Origin of the sequence: Streptomyces sp. NPDC059852 (assembly GCF_042731455.1) — a bacterium.
Taxonomy (GTDB): Bacteria; Actinomycetota; Actinomycetes; order Streptomycetales; family Streptomycetaceae; genus Streptomyces.
Genome location: NZ_JBHWJK010000012.1, coordinates 94,606 through 112,191, shown reverse-complemented (window position 1 = coordinate 112,191; position 17,586 = coordinate 94,606). Strand labels below are relative to the sequence as shown.

Annotated in this window: 14 protein-coding genes; all 14 read left to right on the top strand. The window is 71.7% G+C overall.

All coding sequences use genetic code 11. The features are described from left to right. Positions 1-45: 45 nt before the first annotated feature. Positions 46-1,302: an ArgS-related anticodon-binding protein NrtL gene (nrtL, locus tag ACFV46_RS17835; RefSeq protein ID WP_385498827.1), complete on the top strand. Its 1,257-nt coding sequence runs from the start codon at positions 46-48 to the stop codon at positions 1,300-1,302. Between the two features lie 16 nt (positions 1,303-1,318). Beyond that, positions 1,319-2,710, top strand: coding sequence for a diaminopimelate decarboxylase (gene lysA / locus ACFV46_RS17830; protein WP_385498826.1), 1,392 nt, complete (start codon positions 1,319-1,321; stop codon positions 2,708-2,710). Positions 2,711-2,881: 171 nt separating this feature from the next. Continuing rightward, positions 2,882-4,180, top strand: a complete 1,299-nt coding sequence (locus tag ACFV46_RS17825) for a homoserine dehydrogenase (protein ID WP_376729171.1) — start codon at positions 2,882-2,884, stop codon at positions 4,178-4,180. Between the two features lie 6 nt (positions 4,181-4,186). After that, the gene (gene thrC / locus ACFV46_RS17820; RefSeq protein ID WP_062667649.1) at positions 4,187-5,245 is read left to right on the top strand and encodes a threonine synthase; all 1,059 of its coding nucleotides are present in this window, start codon (positions 4,187-4,189) and stop codon (positions 5,243-5,245) included. Positions 5,246-5,598: 353 nt separating this feature from the next. Beyond that, entirely contained in the window at positions 5,599-6,528 is a 930-nt protein-coding gene (gene thrB / locus ACFV46_RS17815) for a homoserine kinase (RefSeq protein ID WP_151785878.1), read from the top strand. Positions 6,529-6,938: 410 nt separating this feature from the next. Next, on the top strand, positions 6,939-8,972 hold the full coding sequence (rho, locus tag ACFV46_RS17810) for a transcription termination factor Rho (protein WP_385498825.1): 2,034 nt from the start codon (positions 6,939-6,941) through the stop codon (positions 8,970-8,972). A 123-nt stretch (positions 8,973-9,095) separates the two neighbouring features. Next, a complete protein-coding gene (locus ACFV46_RS17805) occupies positions 9,096-10,907 on the top strand; it encodes a trypsin-like serine protease (protein WP_385498824.1) in 1,812 nt (603 codons plus the stop codon). A gap of 211 nt (positions 10,908-11,118) precedes the next feature. Then, on the top strand, positions 11,119-12,258 hold the full coding sequence (locus tag ACFV46_RS17800; RefSeq protein WP_385498823.1) for an LCP family protein: 1,140 nt from the start codon (positions 11,119-11,121) through the stop codon (positions 12,256-12,258). 124 nt (positions 12,259-12,382) lie between these two features. Next, positions 12,383-12,607 (top strand): 50S ribosomal protein L31, encoded by a 225-nt coding sequence (gene rpmE, locus ACFV46_RS17795; protein WP_019753312.1) that lies wholly within the window; start codon positions 12,383-12,385, stop codon positions 12,605-12,607. Positions 12,608-12,713: 106 nt separating this feature from the next. Then, complete coding sequence (prfA, locus tag ACFV46_RS17790) at positions 12,714-13,790, top strand: peptide chain release factor 1 (RefSeq protein ID WP_361926065.1); 1,077 nt, start codon at positions 12,714-12,716, stop codon at positions 13,788-13,790. 89 nt (positions 13,791-13,879) lie between these two features. Continuing rightward, positions 13,880-14,719, top strand: coding sequence for a peptide chain release factor N(5)-glutamine methyltransferase (prmC, locus tag ACFV46_RS17785; RefSeq protein ID WP_151785883.1), 840 nt, complete (start codon positions 13,880-13,882; stop codon positions 14,717-14,719). A gap of 52 nt (positions 14,720-14,771) precedes the next feature. After that, positions 14,772-15,419 (top strand): L-threonylcarbamoyladenylate synthase, encoded by a 648-nt coding sequence (locus tag ACFV46_RS17780; protein ID WP_385498821.1) that lies wholly within the window; start codon positions 14,772-14,774, stop codon positions 15,417-15,419. A gap of 52 nt (positions 15,420-15,471) precedes the next feature. Continuing rightward, positions 15,472-16,140 (top strand): protein-tyrosine-phosphatase, encoded by a 669-nt coding sequence (locus tag ACFV46_RS17775; RefSeq protein ID WP_385498820.1) that lies wholly within the window; start codon positions 15,472-15,474, stop codon positions 16,138-16,140. A gap of 114 nt (positions 16,141-16,254) precedes the next feature. Then, positions 16,255-17,493, top strand: a complete 1,239-nt coding sequence (gene glyA / locus ACFV46_RS17770) for a serine hydroxymethyltransferase (protein WP_376729164.1) — start codon at positions 16,255-16,257, stop codon at positions 17,491-17,493. The last annotated feature ends 93 nt before the right edge of the window (positions 17,494-17,586 follow it).

Here is a 17,586-nt window from a genome sequence, read left to right as displayed (position 1 = left end):
AAACCCACTCGCACCCCCACCCCCCTCCTCCCATACGCTTGACCCGTGACCCCCGTCGAGCTCTCCCGTACCGTGCTGCGCGCGGTGCGTCGTGCTGTCGATGACGGGGTCCTGGACGTCGCCGTGCCGGAGCGGGTCAAGGTCGCCCCTCCCGGGCCCGGTGGCTGTGGTGACTACGCCACCAACGTCGCTCTTCAGCTCGCTCGGCCCGCCGGGCAGCCGCCCCTCCAAGTGGCCGAGATCCTGCGCACCCGGCTCGCCGCCAGTGACGGTGTGCGGGACGTCGTCGTCACCGGGCCCGGGTTTCTCAACATCTCCCTCGGGGACTCCGCCGGCGTCGATCTCGTCGCCCGCATCCTGCGACGCGGTCCCCGGTACGGGTTCGTGGAGCAGGCCTGCGGTGAGGTCGTCCATCTGCACGCCGCCCGCGAGGTCCGGGCCGTCGTCGTCATGGATGCCGTCGGCCGGTTGCTGGAGTCCCAGGGCGTGGACGTTCGCACCAGTTGTGAAGGCGGCTCGCCCGTGGGGGAGTGGGTGACCGTGCTGGGGGTGCCGAGCTGCGGGGTGGGTGAGGGAGCGCCGAGTGGGCTGTCGTCCTCGTGCGCCCACGTCATTCAGCCCGTCCCCGCCCCCGCCTCCCCCCTCCACCTCGGTCGTGACGCCGCCCGGTGGGCGCTGCTTCACCCGGCCGCCCATGACCGGCCCCGTATCTCGGACGAACATCTCGTCCAGCGTGAGGGCAACCCCCTCTTCCGCGTCCGTTACGCCCACGCCCGCATCCGGGCCGTCAGCCGTAACGCCGCCGACCTGGGATTCCGTGCCGAGCCCGGTGCAGTCGAGCCCGGTGCGGTCGAGTCCGACGGCGGCCCCGCCCGGCCGGGGGGCACCCCCACCCCGCCCACCGGCACCCCGCCCACCGGCACCCCGCCCGGGCCCCCCGGCACCCCGCCCGGCCCCCCCGACATCCCCACCCACCCCGGCGTCCCCACCCCCGGCGCCCAGCCCCGCAGCGCGCCCGGCTCGAGAGACCGTACGGCCACACCCCACCCCCTCCTCCACCTCCTGGCCGACCACCCCCGCGTCCTCGCCCAAGCCGCCGCGCACCGCGCTCCCGATCGTCTTGCCCGGCACCTCGTCAGCGTCGCCGATGCCGTGCTGCCCCTGCTGCCCGCGGTGCTGCCGCGCGGGGCGGAGAAACCCTCGGCCACCCACCGTGCCCGGCTCGCGCTCGCCGAAGCCGCCGGGGCGGTGCTGGCCGGTGGCCTGTCCCTGCTCGGCATCGACGCACCCGAACATCTCTGAGGAAGCCACGACAGTCATGAGCCGTTCCGCACATCCCGCCGGGCCCCGTCACGCCGACGTCCTCCCCGAGGGGCACTACTCGGCCCCGCCCACGGATCTCAACGCCCTCGACCCCAAGGTGTGGGCCCGGACCGTCGCCCGGGGCGACGACGGGGTCGTCACCGTCGGCGGGGTCGACGTGAACACCCTCGCCGAACAGCACGGCACCCCGGCCTACGTCCTCGACGAGGCCGACTTCCGGGCCCGTGCCCGTGCCTGGCGCGAGGCCTTCGGGCAGGACGCCGACGTCTTCTACGCGGGCAAGGCGTTCCTCTCCCGTGCCGTCGTGCGGTGGCTGCACGAGGAGGGGCTCAACCTCGACGTGTGCTCCGGCGGCGAGCTCGCCACCGCGCTGTCAGCCGGGATGCCCGCCGAGCGGATCGCCTTCCACGGCAACAACAAGTCCACCCACGAGATCCGGCGCGCCGTCGAGGCCGGGGTCGGGCGGATCGTCCTCGACTCCTTCCAGGAGATCGTCCGCGTCGCCCACATCGCGCAGGAGCTGGGCCGGCGGCAGCGGGTGCAGATCCGTATCACCGTCGGCGTCGAGGCGCACACCCACGAGTTCATCGCCACCGCGCACGAGGACCAGAAGTTCGGCATCCCGCTCGCCGGCGGGCACGCCGCCGAGGCCGTGCGGCGGGCGCTCCAGCTCGACGGTCTCGAGCTCATCGGGATCCACTCCCACATCGGGTCGCAGATCTTCGACATGTCCGGGTTCGAGGTCGCCGCGCACCGGGTCGTCGGGCTGCTCAGGGACATCCGGGACGAGCACGGGGTCGAGCTGCCCGAGATCGATCTCGGGGGCGGGCTCGGGATCGCGTACACGAGCGGCGACGACCCGCGCGAGCCGCACGAGATCGCCAAGGCGCTCACCGAGATCGTCACCCGTGAGTGCGAGAGCGCCCGGCTGCGCACGCCGCGCATCTCCGTCGAGCCCGGGCGGGCCATCGTCGGGCCGACCGCCTTCACGCTCTACGAGGTCGGGACCGTCAAGCCCCTCGAGGGGCTGCGGACGTACGTCTCCGTCGACGGCGGTATGTCCGACAACATCCGCACCGCGCTGTACGACGCCGAGTACAGCGTCGCCCTGGTGTCCCGGACCAGCGACGCCGAGCCGATGCTCGCCCGCGTCGTCGGCAAGCACTGCGAGAGCGGGGACATCGTGGTCAAGGACGCGTTCCTGCCCGCCGACCTGGCTCCGGGCGACCTCATCGCCGTACCGGCCACCGGCGCGTACTGCCGTTCCATGGCCAGCAACTACAACCACGTGCTGCGGCCGCCGGTCGTCGCCGTGCACGACGGCGCCTCCCGGGAGATCGTCCGGCGGGAGACGGAGGAGGACCTCCTGCGGCTGGACGTCGGCTGACCGCGGACGGGCAGCAGGACACCGGGCAGGGCACCGGGCTGGAAGATCTCCGGTCACCCACCCCGGTACAAATGAAATAGATGTCTCACGATCCGGACGAAGGGCAGAAACTTCCGTCCGGTGAGTGAGACTGGTGCAACCGTAGACGGTATGAGGAAACGAGGTCGGATGATGCGTACGCGTCCGCTGAAGGTGGCGCTGCTGGGCTGTGGAGTGGTCGGCTCAGAGGTGGCGCGCATCATGACGACGCACGCCGACGACCTCGCCGCCCGCATCGGCGCCCCGGTGGAGCTCGCGGGCGTGGCCGTACGGCGTCCCGCCAAGGTCCGTGAGGGCATCGACCCCGCGCTGGTCACCACCGACGCCACCGCCCTCGTCAAACGCGGCGACATCGACGTCGTCGTGGAGGTCATCGGGGGCATCGAGCCCGCCCGGACGCTCATCACCACCGCCTTCGAGCACGGCGCCTCCGTCGTCTCCGCCAACAAGGCCCTCCTCGCGCAGGACGGCGCGGCTCTGCACGCCGCCGCCGAGAAGCACGGCAAGGACCTCTACTACGAGGCCGCCGTCGCCGGCGCCATCCCGCTGATCCGGCCGTTGAGGGAGTCGCTCGCCGGCGACAAGGTCAACCGGGTGCTCGGCATCGTCAACGGGACCACCAACTTCATCCTCGACAAGATGGACTCGACCGGGGCGGGGTATCAGGAGGCCCTCGACGAGGCCACCGCCCTGGGGTATGCGGAGGCCGATCCGACCGCCGACGTCGAGGGGTTCGACGCGGCCGCCAAGGCCGCCATCCTCGCCGGTATCGCCTTCCACACGCGCGTGCGTCTCGACGACGTCTACCGCGAGGGCATGGCCGAGGTGACCGCGGCCGACTTCGCCTCCGCCAAGGAGATGGGCTGCACCATCAAGCTGCTCGCCATCTGCGAGCGGGCCGCGGACGGCGGGTCCGTCACCGCGCGCGTGCACCCCGCGATGATCCCGCTGACCCATCCGCTGGCCTCCGTGCGCGGCGCGTACAACGCCGTGTTCGTCGAGTCCGACGCCAGCGGCCAGCTGATGTTCTACGGCCCCGGCGCGGGCGGTTCCCCGACCGCGTCCGCCGTGCTCGGCGACCTCGTCGCCGTCTGCCGCAACCGGCTCAACGGCGCGACCGGTCCCGGCGAGTCCGCGTACGCGGCCCTTCCCGTCTCCGGGATGGGCGAGGTCGTCACGCGGTACCACATCAGCCTTGACGTGGCGGACAAGCCGGGCGTTCTCGCCCAGGTGGCGACCGTGTTCGCGGAGCACGGCGTGTCCATCGACACGGTCCGCCAGCAGGGACGGCAAGACGGCGTCGGCGAGGCGTCCCTCGTCGTCGTCACCCACCGTGCGTCCGACGCGGCCCTCGTCGGGACCGTCGAGGCGTTGCGCAAGCTCGACACCGTGCGGGGTGTCGCCAGCATCATGCGGGTTGAAGGAGAGTAACCAGCAATGACCCACCAGTGGCGCGGAATCATCGAGGAGTACCGGGACCGGCTGCCCGTCTCCGACACCACGCCGGTCGTGACGCTCCGTGAGGGCGGCACGCCCCTCGTGCCCGCGCAGGTGCTCTCCGAGCGCACGGGCTGCGAGGTCCACCTCAAGGTGGAGGGCGCGAACCCGACGGGGTCCTTCAAGGACCGCGGCATGACCATGGCCATCACACGGGCCAAGGAGGAGGGGGCCAAGGCGGTCATCTGCGCCTCCACCGGCAACACCTCCGCCTCGGCCGCCGCCTACGCGGTGCGCGCCGGCATGGTGTCCGCCGTGCTCGTGCCGCAGGGCAAGATCGCGCTCGGCAAGATGGGCCAGGCCCTCGTGCACGGCGCGAAGATCCTCCAGGTCGACGGCAACTTCGACGACTGCCTCACGCTCGCCCGCGACCTGAGCGACAACTACCCCGTCTCGCTGGTGAATTCGGTGAACCCGGTGCGGATCGAGGGGCAGAAGACGGCCGCCTTCGAGATCGTGGACATGCTGGGCGACGCCCCCGACATCCACGTCCTGCCGGTGGGCAACGCGGGCAACATCACGGCCTACTGGAAGGGGTACAGGGAGTACGCCGCCGACGGCCCGGCCACCCGCACCCCCCGTATGTGGGGCTTCCAGGCCTCCGGCTCCGCGCCCATCGTGCGCGGCGAGGTCGTCAAGGACCCCTCGACGATCGCCACCGCCATCCGCATCGGCAACCCGGCCTCCTGGCAGTACGCCCTCGACGCGCGCGACGAGTCGGGCGGCTTCATCGACGAGGTGACGGACCGTGAGATCCTGCGCGCCTACCGGCTGTTGGCCGCGCAGGAGGGTGTCTTCGTGGAGCCCGCGTCGGCCGCGTCGGTCGCCGGTCTGCTGAAGGCGGCCGAGCAGGGCAAGGTCGACCCGGGCCAGCGGATCGTCTGCACGGTCACCGGCAACGGCCTGAAGGACCCCGACTGGGCCGTCGCCGGCGCCCCGCAGCCGGTCACCGTCCCGGTCGACGCGGCCACGGCGGCCGAGCGGCTCGGACTGGCGTAGGCGCCACCGGACTGGCGTAGGCGCCACCGGACGGGCGTGGGGCGCCACCGCCGGAGCAGGGGCACCCCACCCCGTCGCAGGGTTTCGCGTGGCGCGTCGGTGAGCGCCCACCTGGGGAAGTTCCTGGGCAGGGGGTGCACAGGGGGCATACGACACGCATCGTGCGCCTCCCGTGCGCCCTATGTCGCCACAGAACCTGTCTTCGATAGGCTGTACTGAACCCGCCCGCCGCATATGCCTCCGCAGGGGCGCGGTGCCGCGCCGTCTCCGCGGCCCGGACGCGGCCCCCTGGGTTCTCGTACGGCATCGAAGTGTCTTCGACAATCACGCAGCTCAAGGAGAGTCATCGAGCGATGGCCGGTCCAGCGTTCCGCGCCGCCGCCGTCCGGGTGCGCGTCCCCGCCACCAGCGCCAATCTCGGCCCGGGCTTCGACGCCCTCGGCCTGTCGCTGGGGCTCTACGACGACGTCGTCGTCCGGGTGGCCGACTCCGGGCTGCACATCGACATCGCGGGCGAGGGCAGCGAGACACTGCCCCGCGACGAGAAGCACCTGCTCGTACGGTCCCTGCGCACCGCCTTCGACCTGCTGGGCGGCCAGCCGCGCGGCCTCGAGATCGTCTGCGCCAACCGCATCCCGCACGGCCGCGGCCTCGGCTCCTCCTCCGCCGCCATCTGCGCCGGCATCGTCGCCGCCCGGGCCGTGACCATAGGCGGCGAGACCAGGCTCGACGACGACGCGCTGCTGGAGCTCGCCACCGAGATCGAGGGCCACCCCGACAACGTCGCCGCCTGTCTGCTCGGCGGGTTCACCCTCTCCTGGATGGAGGCCGGCGCCGCCCGCGCCATCAGGATGGACCCGGCCGATTCCATCGTTCCGGTGGTTTTCGTCCCCGGGAAGCCGGTCCTCACCGAGACCGCGCGCGGACTGCTCCCGCGTACCGTCCCGCACGTCGACGCCGCCGCCAACGCGGGCCGTGCGGCCCTGCTCGTCGAGGCCCTGACCCGGCGCCCCGAGCTGCTGCTGCCCGCCACCGAGGACCGCCTCCACCAGGAGTACCGGGCGCCCGCCATGCCGGAGAGCGCGGCGCTGGTGGAGCGGCTGCGGGCCGACGGGGTGCCCGCGGTGATCTCCGGCGCGGGCCCGACCGTGCTGGCGCTGGCCGACGAGGCCAGTGCCGACAAGGTCGCCCATCTGGCAGGCGAGGGATGGGCCGCGAACCGGCTCGACCTCGACGCTCAAGGCGCGTGCGTACTGCCGCTCGCGCCGTCCGGTGACATCTGAACCGTGCGGTTGCCGGATTTCGAGAGGGGGAATGTTTGTTGGATCCGGTAGTGTTAACCTCAAGTCTGCACCCGACCCCACCATGGCGAGGTGCTTCGTGTCCCCGTCCGGGACAGACATTCTTCCGGGAGCCTCCCAAGTCGCACTGTGTTCCGTACGACGTATGCGGGCAGTACCTCGTACACGAGCGCTGAGCGACTCGCCGGGCACGCTCCGGAACCGGCGCGACCGAGCCGCGTGACACCGACACTCAGTGCCACGGCTCAGGGAACCGCCATCTCCAGATATTCCTCCGCCGCCTTTGGCGGACCACCGCCCCGGCACGGTCCACACACCAAGGACCTACGCCGGACAGCACAACCGGTCGCCGAGCCAGACAGGCCGACGTCCGCTCCAGGGAAGGACCCTTCGTGAGCGACACCACCGATCTGATGGGCGCACGTGTCGAGGAGACCGCTGCCGCGCCCGCCACGGACGCCTCCGCGCCTGCCAGCGGTGCCGGCTCCCGGCGGCGCCGCGGTACCGGCCTCGAGGGCATGGTGCTGGCCGAGCTGCAGCAGGTCGCCTCCGGCCTCGGCATCAGGGGCACCGCGCGGATGCGCAAGAGCCAGCTGATCGAGGTCATCAAGGAGGCGCAGGCGGGGGGAGGTGCCGCGGCTCCGAAGGCCGACGCCGCCACCGAGACCAAGCCCAAGCGCCGTGCCACCTCCAAGGCGCGCACCGGCGAGGACGCCGACAAGAAGGCGAAGGCGGAGGCCCCCGCCGAACAGGCGGCGGCCCAGCAGCAGATCGAGATCCCCGGCCAGCCGGCCGGCGGCCCCTCCCGCGGGAACGCGGGCGAGCGCGGCGCCGACGGTGAGCGCGGGGGAGACGAGGCGCCGGGCGAGCGCCGCCGCCGTCGTGCGACCGCCGAGGCCGGAGCGCCCGAGACGGTCGCCGCCGAGGCGAAGAGCGAGCCGAAGGCCGAGACGCCCGCTCAGGGCCAGCAGGGCAACGACGCCAAGGGCGACGCCGGTGAGGGCGGCGAGGGCCGTCGCCGCGACCGCAGGGACCGGGACCGGGACCGCGGCCGTGACCGTGACCGCGGGGACCGCCGCAAGGGCGACGACCAGCAGGGCGGCGGCCGCCAGGACCGTCAGCAGGGCCAGCAGCAGGGCGGCGGCCGTCAGGACCGCCAGCGTGACAACGGCCCGCAGGACGACGACGACTTCGAGGGCGGCCGGCGTGGCCGTCGCGGCCGCTACCGCGACCGCCGTGGCCGCCGTGGCCGCGACGACGTGCAGGAGCCGCAGATCGCCGAGGACGACGTCCTGATCCCCGTCGCGGGCATCCTGGACATCCTCGACAACTACGCGTTCATCCGCACCTCCGGCTACCTGCCGGGCCCGAACGACGTGTACGTCTCCCTCGCCCAGGTCCGCAAGAACGGCCTGCGCAAGGGCGACCACATCACCGGCGCGGTCCGCCAGCCCAAGGAGGGCGAGCGCCGCGAGAAGTTCAACGCGCTGGTCCGCCTCGACTCGGTCAACGGCATGGCGCCCGAACACGGCCGCGGCCGCCCGGAGTTCAACAAGCTGACCCCGCTCTACCCGCAGGACCGGCTCCGTCTGGAGACCGACCCGGGCGTGCTGACCACGCGGATCATCGACCTCGTGTCGCCGATCGGCAAGGGCCAGCGCGGTCTGATCGTGGCCCCGCCGAAGACCGGCAAGACCATGATCATGCAGGCGATCGCCAACGCGATCACGCACAACAACCCCGAGTGCCACCTGATGGTCGTCCTCGTCGACGAGCGTCCGGAAGAGGTCACCGACATGCAGCGGTCGGTGAAGGGCGAGGTCATCTCCTCGACCTTCGACCGCCCCGCCGAGGACCACACCACGGTCGCGGAGCTCGCCATCGAGCGCGCCAAGCGCCTGGTGGAGCTGGGTCACGACGTCGTCGTGCTGCTCGACTCGATCACGCGTCTGGGCCGTGCGTACAACCTCGCCGCCCCGGCCTCCGGCCGCATCCTGTCCGGTGGTGTCGACTCGACCGCCCTGTACCCGCCGAAGCGCTTCTTCGGTGCGGCCCGCAACATCGAGGACGGCGGCTCGCTGACCATCCTCGCCACCGCCCTGGTGGACACCGGGTCCCGCATGGACGAGGTGATCTTCGAGGAGTTCAAGGGCACCGGCAACATGGAGCTCAAGCTCGACCGGAAGCTCGCCGACAAGCGCATCTTCCCCGCGGTGGACGTCGACGCGTCCGGTACCCGTAAGGAAGAGATCCTGCTCGGCAACGAGGAGCTGGCGGTCGTCTGGAAGCTGCGCCGCGTCCTGCACGCGCTGGACCAGCAGCAGGCCATCGAGCTGCTCCTCGACAAGATGAAGCAGACCAAGTCGAACGTCGAGTTCCTGATGCAGATCCAGAAGACGACGCCGACCCCCGGCAACGGCGACTGAGCCGTAACGCGTCCGAAAAAGGCCGCCCCACGTCACACGAGTGACGTGGGGCGGCCTTTTGGCGCTGATAGGGACGGGTGCCACAGGCGCCCCTTCCTACTCCTGTGTCCTGGGGGGACCTTCTTGACCACCACCCAATCCGGCAGCGGTCGTCACAGACGCCGGATCCGCTTCGGGCTGCCCGTCGCCGCCGCCGGTGTCGCCGCGGCCGTCGCCGCCGCGCTGCTCACGTCCACCGCGGGAGCCGCCACCGCCGCGCCGCAGCCCACCGTGAAGCCCGCCACGGCCTCGGTGCCCTCGGCCGAGCTGGAGCGCCGGGTGACCGGCGCGCTCGCCGGCGACGACACCGCGGGCGAGCCGGCGAAGAAGTCGTCGTACGCCGCGCGCACCGACGACTCCACCGTGAACCCCATGGTGATCGGCGGCACCACGACCAGCATCACCACGGCGCCCTGGATGGCGCAGCTCTGGTACTACGACGACCGGGGCACCGCCACCGACTCCGACGACCTGGGCTTCTTCTGCGGTGGCGCCGTCGTCGCGCCGACGAAGATCCTCACCGCCGCGCACTGCGTCAAGGGCTACGACTGGTACAACTACGGCGCCGTCGTCACCGGCACCAACCAGCTGCCCACCTCCGACGGCTCCGGCGGCAGCGACCTGCACGGCGGCACCGTCTCGCTGCCGTACCGGCAGTGGTACCACCCGTCGTACAGCGCGACGACGATCGACAACGACATCGCCGTCATCACGCTGGGCAGCAAGGTCAAGGCGACGCCGATCCGCATGACGACGTCCGGCGACACCGCCTCGTACGCCTCGGGCACCAGCGCCAAGGTGTACGGCTGGGGCCGCACCAGCTCCACCAGCGAGGACATCTCGCAGTCGCTGAAGTCGGCCACGCTGCCCGTGCAGTCCGACAGCACCTGCGCCGGCTACTTCGGCGCGGACTTCGTCAAGGGCCACATGGTCTGCGCGGGCAAGCCGGCCACCGGCAGCGACACCGGCACCGTCTCCGCCTGCAACGGCGACTCCGGCGGGCCGCTCGTGGTGAACGGCCGCATCGTCGGCGTCGTCTCCTGGGGCGTGGAGAACTGCGTCGCCAAGGGCGCCTACAGCGTCTTCTCGAAGGTCAGCACCTACGTCGGCTCCGCCTACCCGCGGGTCGAGGACACCAACATCAGCGGTGACCACAAGGCCGACCTGTGGGTGCGCAACTCCTCCACCAAGACCGGCTACTCGAAGGACTCCAAGGGCAGCTCCTTCGCGGCCCGCGAGTCCTGGGGCAACTGGAACGGCGTGAACGTCGTCCTGCAGACCGACCTCGACCGGGACGGTTACCAGGACCTCGTCTACCGCCGCAGCAGCGACGGCGACGTCTTCTGGTCGCACTACGTGGCGTCCAGCGAGAGCTGGTCCACCCAGCAGATCGCGGACAACTGGAAGACCCGCACCCGCATCATCACCCCCGGTGACGTCACCGGCGACTACCTGCCCGACCTGATCTCGGTCGACTCGGGCGGTACGCTGTACGTCTACCCGGGCAAGGGCAACGGCACCTTCGGCTCCCGCTTCTCGGTCCGCACCGGCTGGAACCAGTACAACTCCGTGCGGGGCCACGGCGACTTCACCGGTGACGGCAAGGCGGACCTGATCGCGCGGCAGGCCAGCACGGGCGACCTGTACCTGTACAAGGGCACCGGCAAGACCGGCTCCGAGGCGTTCTCGTCCCGGATCAAGGTCCGCGACCACTGGACGTACAACGCCTTCGACGCCGTCGGTGACATCACCGGCGACGGCAAGGCCGACTTCCTGGCCCGCACCTCCGGCGGCACGCTCTACCTGTACAAGGGCACCGGCAAGGCCACCAGCGAGATCTTCGCCACAAGGATCTCGGTCGCGACCGACTTCAAGCAGTACGACATCTTCGGCTGACGTCCCAGGTGGGAGCGGGTTCCGCCCGCCTCACCCGCAGCTCCCCGTGCCCACCGTCGCTCCGGCGGTGGGCACCGTCGTCTGTGCAACCCTCGTCCGGGTTTCCCCGTCTGACCGGACGGGGTGACGATAGTGCGGTAAGGGTGCATATGTACCAGGCCCATCCCTGACCGCAAGGGGGAGACGACCGGACGAGCAACCGAGGAGCGCAGTGTCAGCCGAGAGCACGCCGGAGCCCGGCATACCGGGCGGACCCGGCTCCCAGACGGCCCGCCCGCGCGGCAAGGGACGCCGCCGCAAGCCCCGCCGCAGACGCAAGGGGCTGCTGATCGCGGCCTGGACGGCCGCGGGCATCGTGGTCCTGGGCGGCACCGGCGCCGGATACCTGTACTTCAAGCTCAACGGCAACCTGCAGAGCGTCGACATCGACCAGGCCCTCGGCACCGACCGGCCGCAGAAGACCGACAACGGCTCCGAGAACATCCTCGTCCTCGGCTCCGACTCCCGCTCCGGCGGCAACAAGAAGCTCGGCGGCGGCGCCGACGACGGCAGCGCCCGCTCGGACACGGCGATGATCCTGCACGTCCACAAGGGCCACAAGAAGGCCAGCGTGGTCTCCGTGCCCCGCGACACGATCATCGACCGGCCCAGCTGCACCGACGGCGACGGCACGACGCACCCGGCGGCCTCCGGCGTCATGTTCAACTCCGCGTACAGCACCGGTGGCGCGTCCTGCGCGGTGAAGACGGTCGAATCCCTGACCGGCGTCCGCATGGACCACTACCTGGAGGTCGACTTCTCCGGGTTCCAGAAGCTGATCGACCGGCTCGGCGGCGTCGAGGTCACCACCACCAAGGCCATCGACGACCCCGACAGCCATCTGAAGCTCACCGCCGGCACGCACCGGCTCGACGGCGAGCAGGCCCTCGGCCTGGTCCGCACCCGGCACGGCGTCGGCGACGGCTCCGACCTCGGCCGCATCCAGCTCCAGCAGGCGTTCATGAAGGCGCTGATCGAGCAGGCCAAGAGCATCGACCTGTTCGGCAACCCCAAGCGGCTGCTCGAGCTCGCCGACACCGCCACCAAGACCGTGACGACCGACTCCGACCTGGGCTCGGTCAACCGGCTCATGTCCTTCGCCAACGGACTGAAGGGCATCAGCTCGAAGCACATGACCATGGTGACGCTGCCCGTCCGCTACGACCCGGCCGACCCGAACCGGGTGGTCGTCGCCGAGGCCAAGGCGAAGCAGGTGTTCACGGCCCTGAAGCACGACAAGCCGATCCCGAAGGCGGCCACCGAGGGCACGGCGACCGGCGACGCGAACGGCGTCGTGACCGGCGCGGAATAGATCACCGAGCCCCCCGGTTTTGGGGGATGGCCCCAGTCCTGGCAGACTGGTACGTCGGCCCCGGTTCACGCTCCCGCATCCCGCGGCGGCGACCCGGCGCCCTCCCGGAACTCTAGGAGACACCTTGAAGCGCGACATCCACCCCGAGTACGTCGAGACGCAGGTCAGCTGCACCTGTGGCGCCTCGTTCACCACCCGCAGCACGATCTCCAGCGGCACCATCCGCGCCGAGGTCTGCTCCGAGTGCCACCCGTTCTACACGGGCAAGCAGAAGATCCTCGACACCGGTGGCCGTGTGGCCCGCTTCGAGGCCCGCTTCGGCAAGGCTGCCGCCGGCTCCAAGAAGTAGCGAGCACCGATTCGCCGGTCCACGGCCGCGCCCCCACCAGGCGCGCCGGGACCGGCGTTTTTGGTCGCCCGCCCTTCCCTTCCGTACGCATTTCAGGAGCCCCAAGATGTTCGAGGCCGTCGAGGAACTGGTCGCTGAGCACGCCGACCTGGAGACGAGGCTCGCCGACCCCTCGGTCCACTCCGACCAGGCGAACGCGCGCAAGCTGAACAAGCGCTACGCCGAGCTCACCCCGATCGTCGCCACGTACCGGTCCTGGCGGCAGACGGGCGACGACATCGGGACGGCCCGCGAACTGGCCGCGGAGGACCCGGAGTTCGCCGCGGAGGTCAAGGAGCTGGAACAGCGGCGCGAGGAGCTCACCGAGAAGCTCCGCCTGCTGCTCGTCCCGCGCGACCCGAGCGACGACAAGGACGTCATCCTGGAGATCAAGGCGGGCGCCGGCGGCGACGAGTCCGCGCTCTTCGCGGGCGACCTGCTGCGCATGTACCTGCGCTACGCCGAGCGCGTCGGCTGGAAGACCGAGATCATCGACGCCACCGAGTCCGAGCTCGGCGGCTACAAGGACGTCCAGGTCGCCGTGAAGACCAAGGGCGGCCAGGGCGCCACCGAGCCCGGCCAGGGCGTCTGGGCCCGGCTGAAGTACGAGGGCGGAGTGCACCGCGTGCAGCGCGTCCCGGCGACCGAGTCCCAGGGCCGTATCCACACCTCCGCCGCCGGTGTGCTGGTCACGCCCGAGGCCGAGGAGGTCGACGTCGAGATCAACCCCAACGATCTGCGCATCGACGTCTACCGGTCGTCCGGCCCCGGCGGCCAGTCGGTCAACACCACCGACTCCGCGGTGCGCATCACGCACCTGCCGACCGGAGTCGTGGCCTCCTGCCAGAACGAGAAGAGCCAGCTGCAGAACAAGGAGCAGGCGATGCGTATCCTGCGCTCCAGGCTGCTCGCCGCGGCGCAGGAGGAGGCCGAGAAGGAGGCCGCCGACGCGCGCCGCAGCCAGGTGCGCACCGTCGACCGCTCCGAGAAGATCCGCACCTACAACTTCCCGGAGAACCGCATCTCGGACCACCGGGTGGGCTTCAAGGCCTACAACCTGGACCAGGTCCTGGACGGCGACCTCGACGCCGTGATCCAGGCCTGCGTCGACGCGGACTCGGCGGCCAAGCTGGCGGCCGCGTAAGGACGCCGGGGACCCAGGCACGGACGAGTACGACACGGAGGACTTGCGTGCAGCAATCTTTTGGGGGGCGACCCTCGAGCCCCCGCAGCGTGCTGCTCGCGGAGGTGGCCCAGGCCACCCAGCGGCTGGCCGACGCCGGCGTGCCCTCGCCGCGCAACGACGCCGAGGAGCTCGCCGCGTTCGTGCACGGCGTGAAGCGCGGCGAGCTGCACTCCGTGAAGGACGCCGACTTCGACGCCCGCTACTGGGAGGTCATCGCCCGGCGCGAGCAGCGTGAGCCGCTCCAGCACATCACCGGACGGGCCTACTTCCGCTACCTCGAACTCCACGTCGGGCCCGGGGTTTTCGTGCCCCGGCCCGAGACCGAGTCGGTCGTCGGCTGGGCCATAGACGCGGTCCGCGCGATGGACGTCGTCGAGCCGTGCATCGTCGACCTGTGCACCGGTTCCGGCGCGATCGCGCTCGCCCTCGCCCAGGAGGTCCCGCGCTCCCGTGTGCACGCCGTGGAGCTGTCCGAGGACGCCCTGCGCTGGACCCGGAAGAACGTCGAGGGGTCCAGGGTCGAGCTGCGGCAGGGCGACGCCCTGGACGCCTTCCGCGACCTCGACGGCCAGGTGGACCTGGTCATCTCCAACCCGCCGTACATCCCGCTCACCGAGTGGGAGTACGTCGCCCCCGAGGCCCGGGACTACGACCCCGAGCTCGCCCTGTTCTCCGGCGAGGACGGCCTGGACCTCATCCGGGGCATCGAACGCACCGCGCACCGCCTGCTGCGGCCCGGCGGCGTCGTCGTCATCGAGCACGCCGACACCCAGGGCGGCCAGGTGCCGTGGATCTTCACCGAGGAGCGGGGCTGGGCCGACGCGGCCGACCACCCCGACCTGAACAACCGCCCCCGGTTCGCGACGGCCCGCAAGGCGCTGCCGTGACCACCCCCCGAGCTCTTGTCCGGAAGTACGTGTACGAGGAGGCCTGCTAGACATGGCACGGCGATACGACACCAACGACGCGACCGACCGTACGACGGGTCTGCGTGAGGCCGCGTCCGCTGTCCGCCGAGGTGAGCTCGTGGTCCTCCCGACCGACACGGTGTACGGCGTCGGCGCCGACGCGTTCACCAAGGAGGCCGTCGGCGATCTGCTGGAGGCCAAGGGGCGCGGCCGGACCATGCCGACCCCCGTCCTGATCGGCTCCCCGAACACGCTCCACGGACTCGTCACCGACTTCTCCGAGCTGGCCTGGGAGCTGGTCGACGCGTTCTGGCCGGGCGCGCTGACGCTCGTCGCCCGGCACCAGCCGTCCCTGCAGTGGGACCTCGGCGACACCCGGGGCACGGTCGCCGTGCGCATGCCGCTGCACCCGGTCGCCATCGAGCTGCTGACCGAGGTCGGCCCGATGGCCGTGTCCTCGGCGAATGTCACCGGGCACCCGGCGCCGGAGAACTGCGACGCCGCGCATGAGATGCTCGGCGACTCGGTCTCCGTCTACCTGGACGGCGGCCCCACCCCGGGCAACGTGCCGTCCTCCATCGTCGACGTCACCCGCGAGGTGCCGCTGCTGCTCCGCGCGGGCGCCATCTCGGCGGAGGAGCTGCGCAAGGTCGTACCCGACCTCGAGGTGGCCAATTGACAGCCCCCGAATCCCCCGAGCTCTCGGCTGCGCTCGAGCAGGGGGGACCCCCATGCGTGGCATAGGCGACGGGGAGAGCGCGGCGGAGATCACGACGACCTTCGTGGGTCTCCCGCGTGACAGCTTCCGCATCCTCCACGTCAGCACCGGCAACGTGTGCCGCTCACCGATCACCGAGCGGCTGACCCGTCATCTCGTGCAGCAGCGGCTCGGCGTGCTGGGCCGCTCCCTCGTCGTGGAGAGCGCCGGCACCTGGGGCCACGAGGGCGCGCCCATGGAGGCCAACGCCGAGACGGTCCTGGCCGACTTCGGCGCGGACGCCCGCGACTTCACCGGCCGGGAGCTCCTCGACGAGCACGTCATCATGGCCGACCTGGTCCTGACGGCGACCCGCGACCACCGCGCCCAGGTCATCTCCATGGGCCACTCGGCAGGCCTGCGCACCTTCACGCTGAAGGAGTTCACCCGCCTGGTGCGCGCCATAGACCCGGCCACGCTGCCCCCGCTGGAGGACGGCGTGGTCCAGCGCGCGCGTGCGCTGGTGCGCGCGGCGGCGGCTCTACGCGGGTGGCTCCTGGCGCCGACGGCGGAGGCGGACGAGGTGTACGACCCGTACGGGGCGCCGCTGACGTTCTTCCGCTCGGTGGGCGAGGAGATACACGAGGCGCTGGATCCGGTGGTGACGGCGCTGACGGGGGTGCCCGCCAGATCGTGTCCGTGAGGTCCGCCGTCCGCCCGGAGGACACGACCCAGGGGCCTAATACCGCAGGGCGCCCCCGGCATGCCGGGCCTACATTGGACTCACGTCACCGTCGACGCACGTCCGGAGCCCACCATGTCGGTCACCCACACCCTCGAGGCCGATGTCCTGCGGCGGCAGGACCCCCAGCTCGCCGACATCCTGCACGGCGAGCTCGACCGGCAGTCCACGACGCTCCAGCTGATCGCCGCCGAGAACTTCACGTCCCCGGCCGTGCTGGCGGCCCTCGGCTCGCCCCTGGCCAACAAGTACGCGGAGGGGTACCCGGGCAGCCGGTACCACGGCGGGTGCGAGATGGCCGACGTGGCCGAACGGCTCGCCGTGGAGCGCGCCAAGGACCTCTTCGGCGCCGAGCACGCCAACGTGCAGCCCCACTCCGGGTCCTCCGCGGTGCTCGCCGCCTACGCGGTCCTGCTGCGGCCCGGCGACACCGTCCTCGCCCTCGGCCTGCCCTACGGCGGGCACCTCACGCACGGCTCACCGGCCAACTTCTCCGGCCGCTGGTTCGACTTCGTCCCGTACGGCGTCGACGCGGAGACCGGGCTCATCGACCACGACCAGGTGCGCACGCTCGCCCGCACCCACCGGCCCAAGGCGATCGTGTGCGGCTCCATCGCCTACCCCCGCCACATCGACCACGCCTTCTTCCGCGAGGTCGCCGACGAGGTCGGGGCGTACCTCATCGCCGACGCCGCCCACCCCATCGGGCTGGTGGCCGGGGGAGCGGCGCCCAGCCCGGTGCCGTACGCCGACATCGTGTGCGCGACGACCCACAAGGTGCTGCGCGGGCCGCGCGGCGGCATGCTCCTGTGCGGGGCCGACCTCGCCGAGCGCGTCGACCGCGCGGTGTTCCCGTTCACCCAGGGCGGCGCCCAGATGCACACCGTCGCCGCCAAGGCCGTGGCGTTCGGGGAGGCCGCCACCCCGGCGTTCGCCGCGTACGCGCACCAGGTCGTCGCCAACGCGCGCACGCTCGCCGCCGGCCTGGCCGCGCAGGGGCTCGTCGTCACCACGGGCGGCACGGACACCCACCTCGTCACCGCCGACCCGACGCCCCTGGGCGTCGACGGCCGCACGGCCCGCGCCCGGCTCGCGGCGGCCGGGGTGGTCCTGGACTGCTGCGCGCTGCCCCACGGCGACGTCCGGGGGCTGCGCCTCGGCACGGCGGCCGTCACCACCCAGGGGATGGGCGAGCAGGAGATGACGCGGGTGGCGGCGCTGATCGCGCGGGTGCTGCGCGGGGAGGACGAACGTCACACGGCGCGTGAGGAGGTCCGGGAGCTGACCGCCGGATTCCCGCCCTATCCCCGGTGAGACGGGGTACCCGCGCCGGGCGCACAGCGACGCGTGCAACCATCGTCGTTACCCGGGAGTCCCCTCACATATGCGTCGCGTACGCCACCGTCG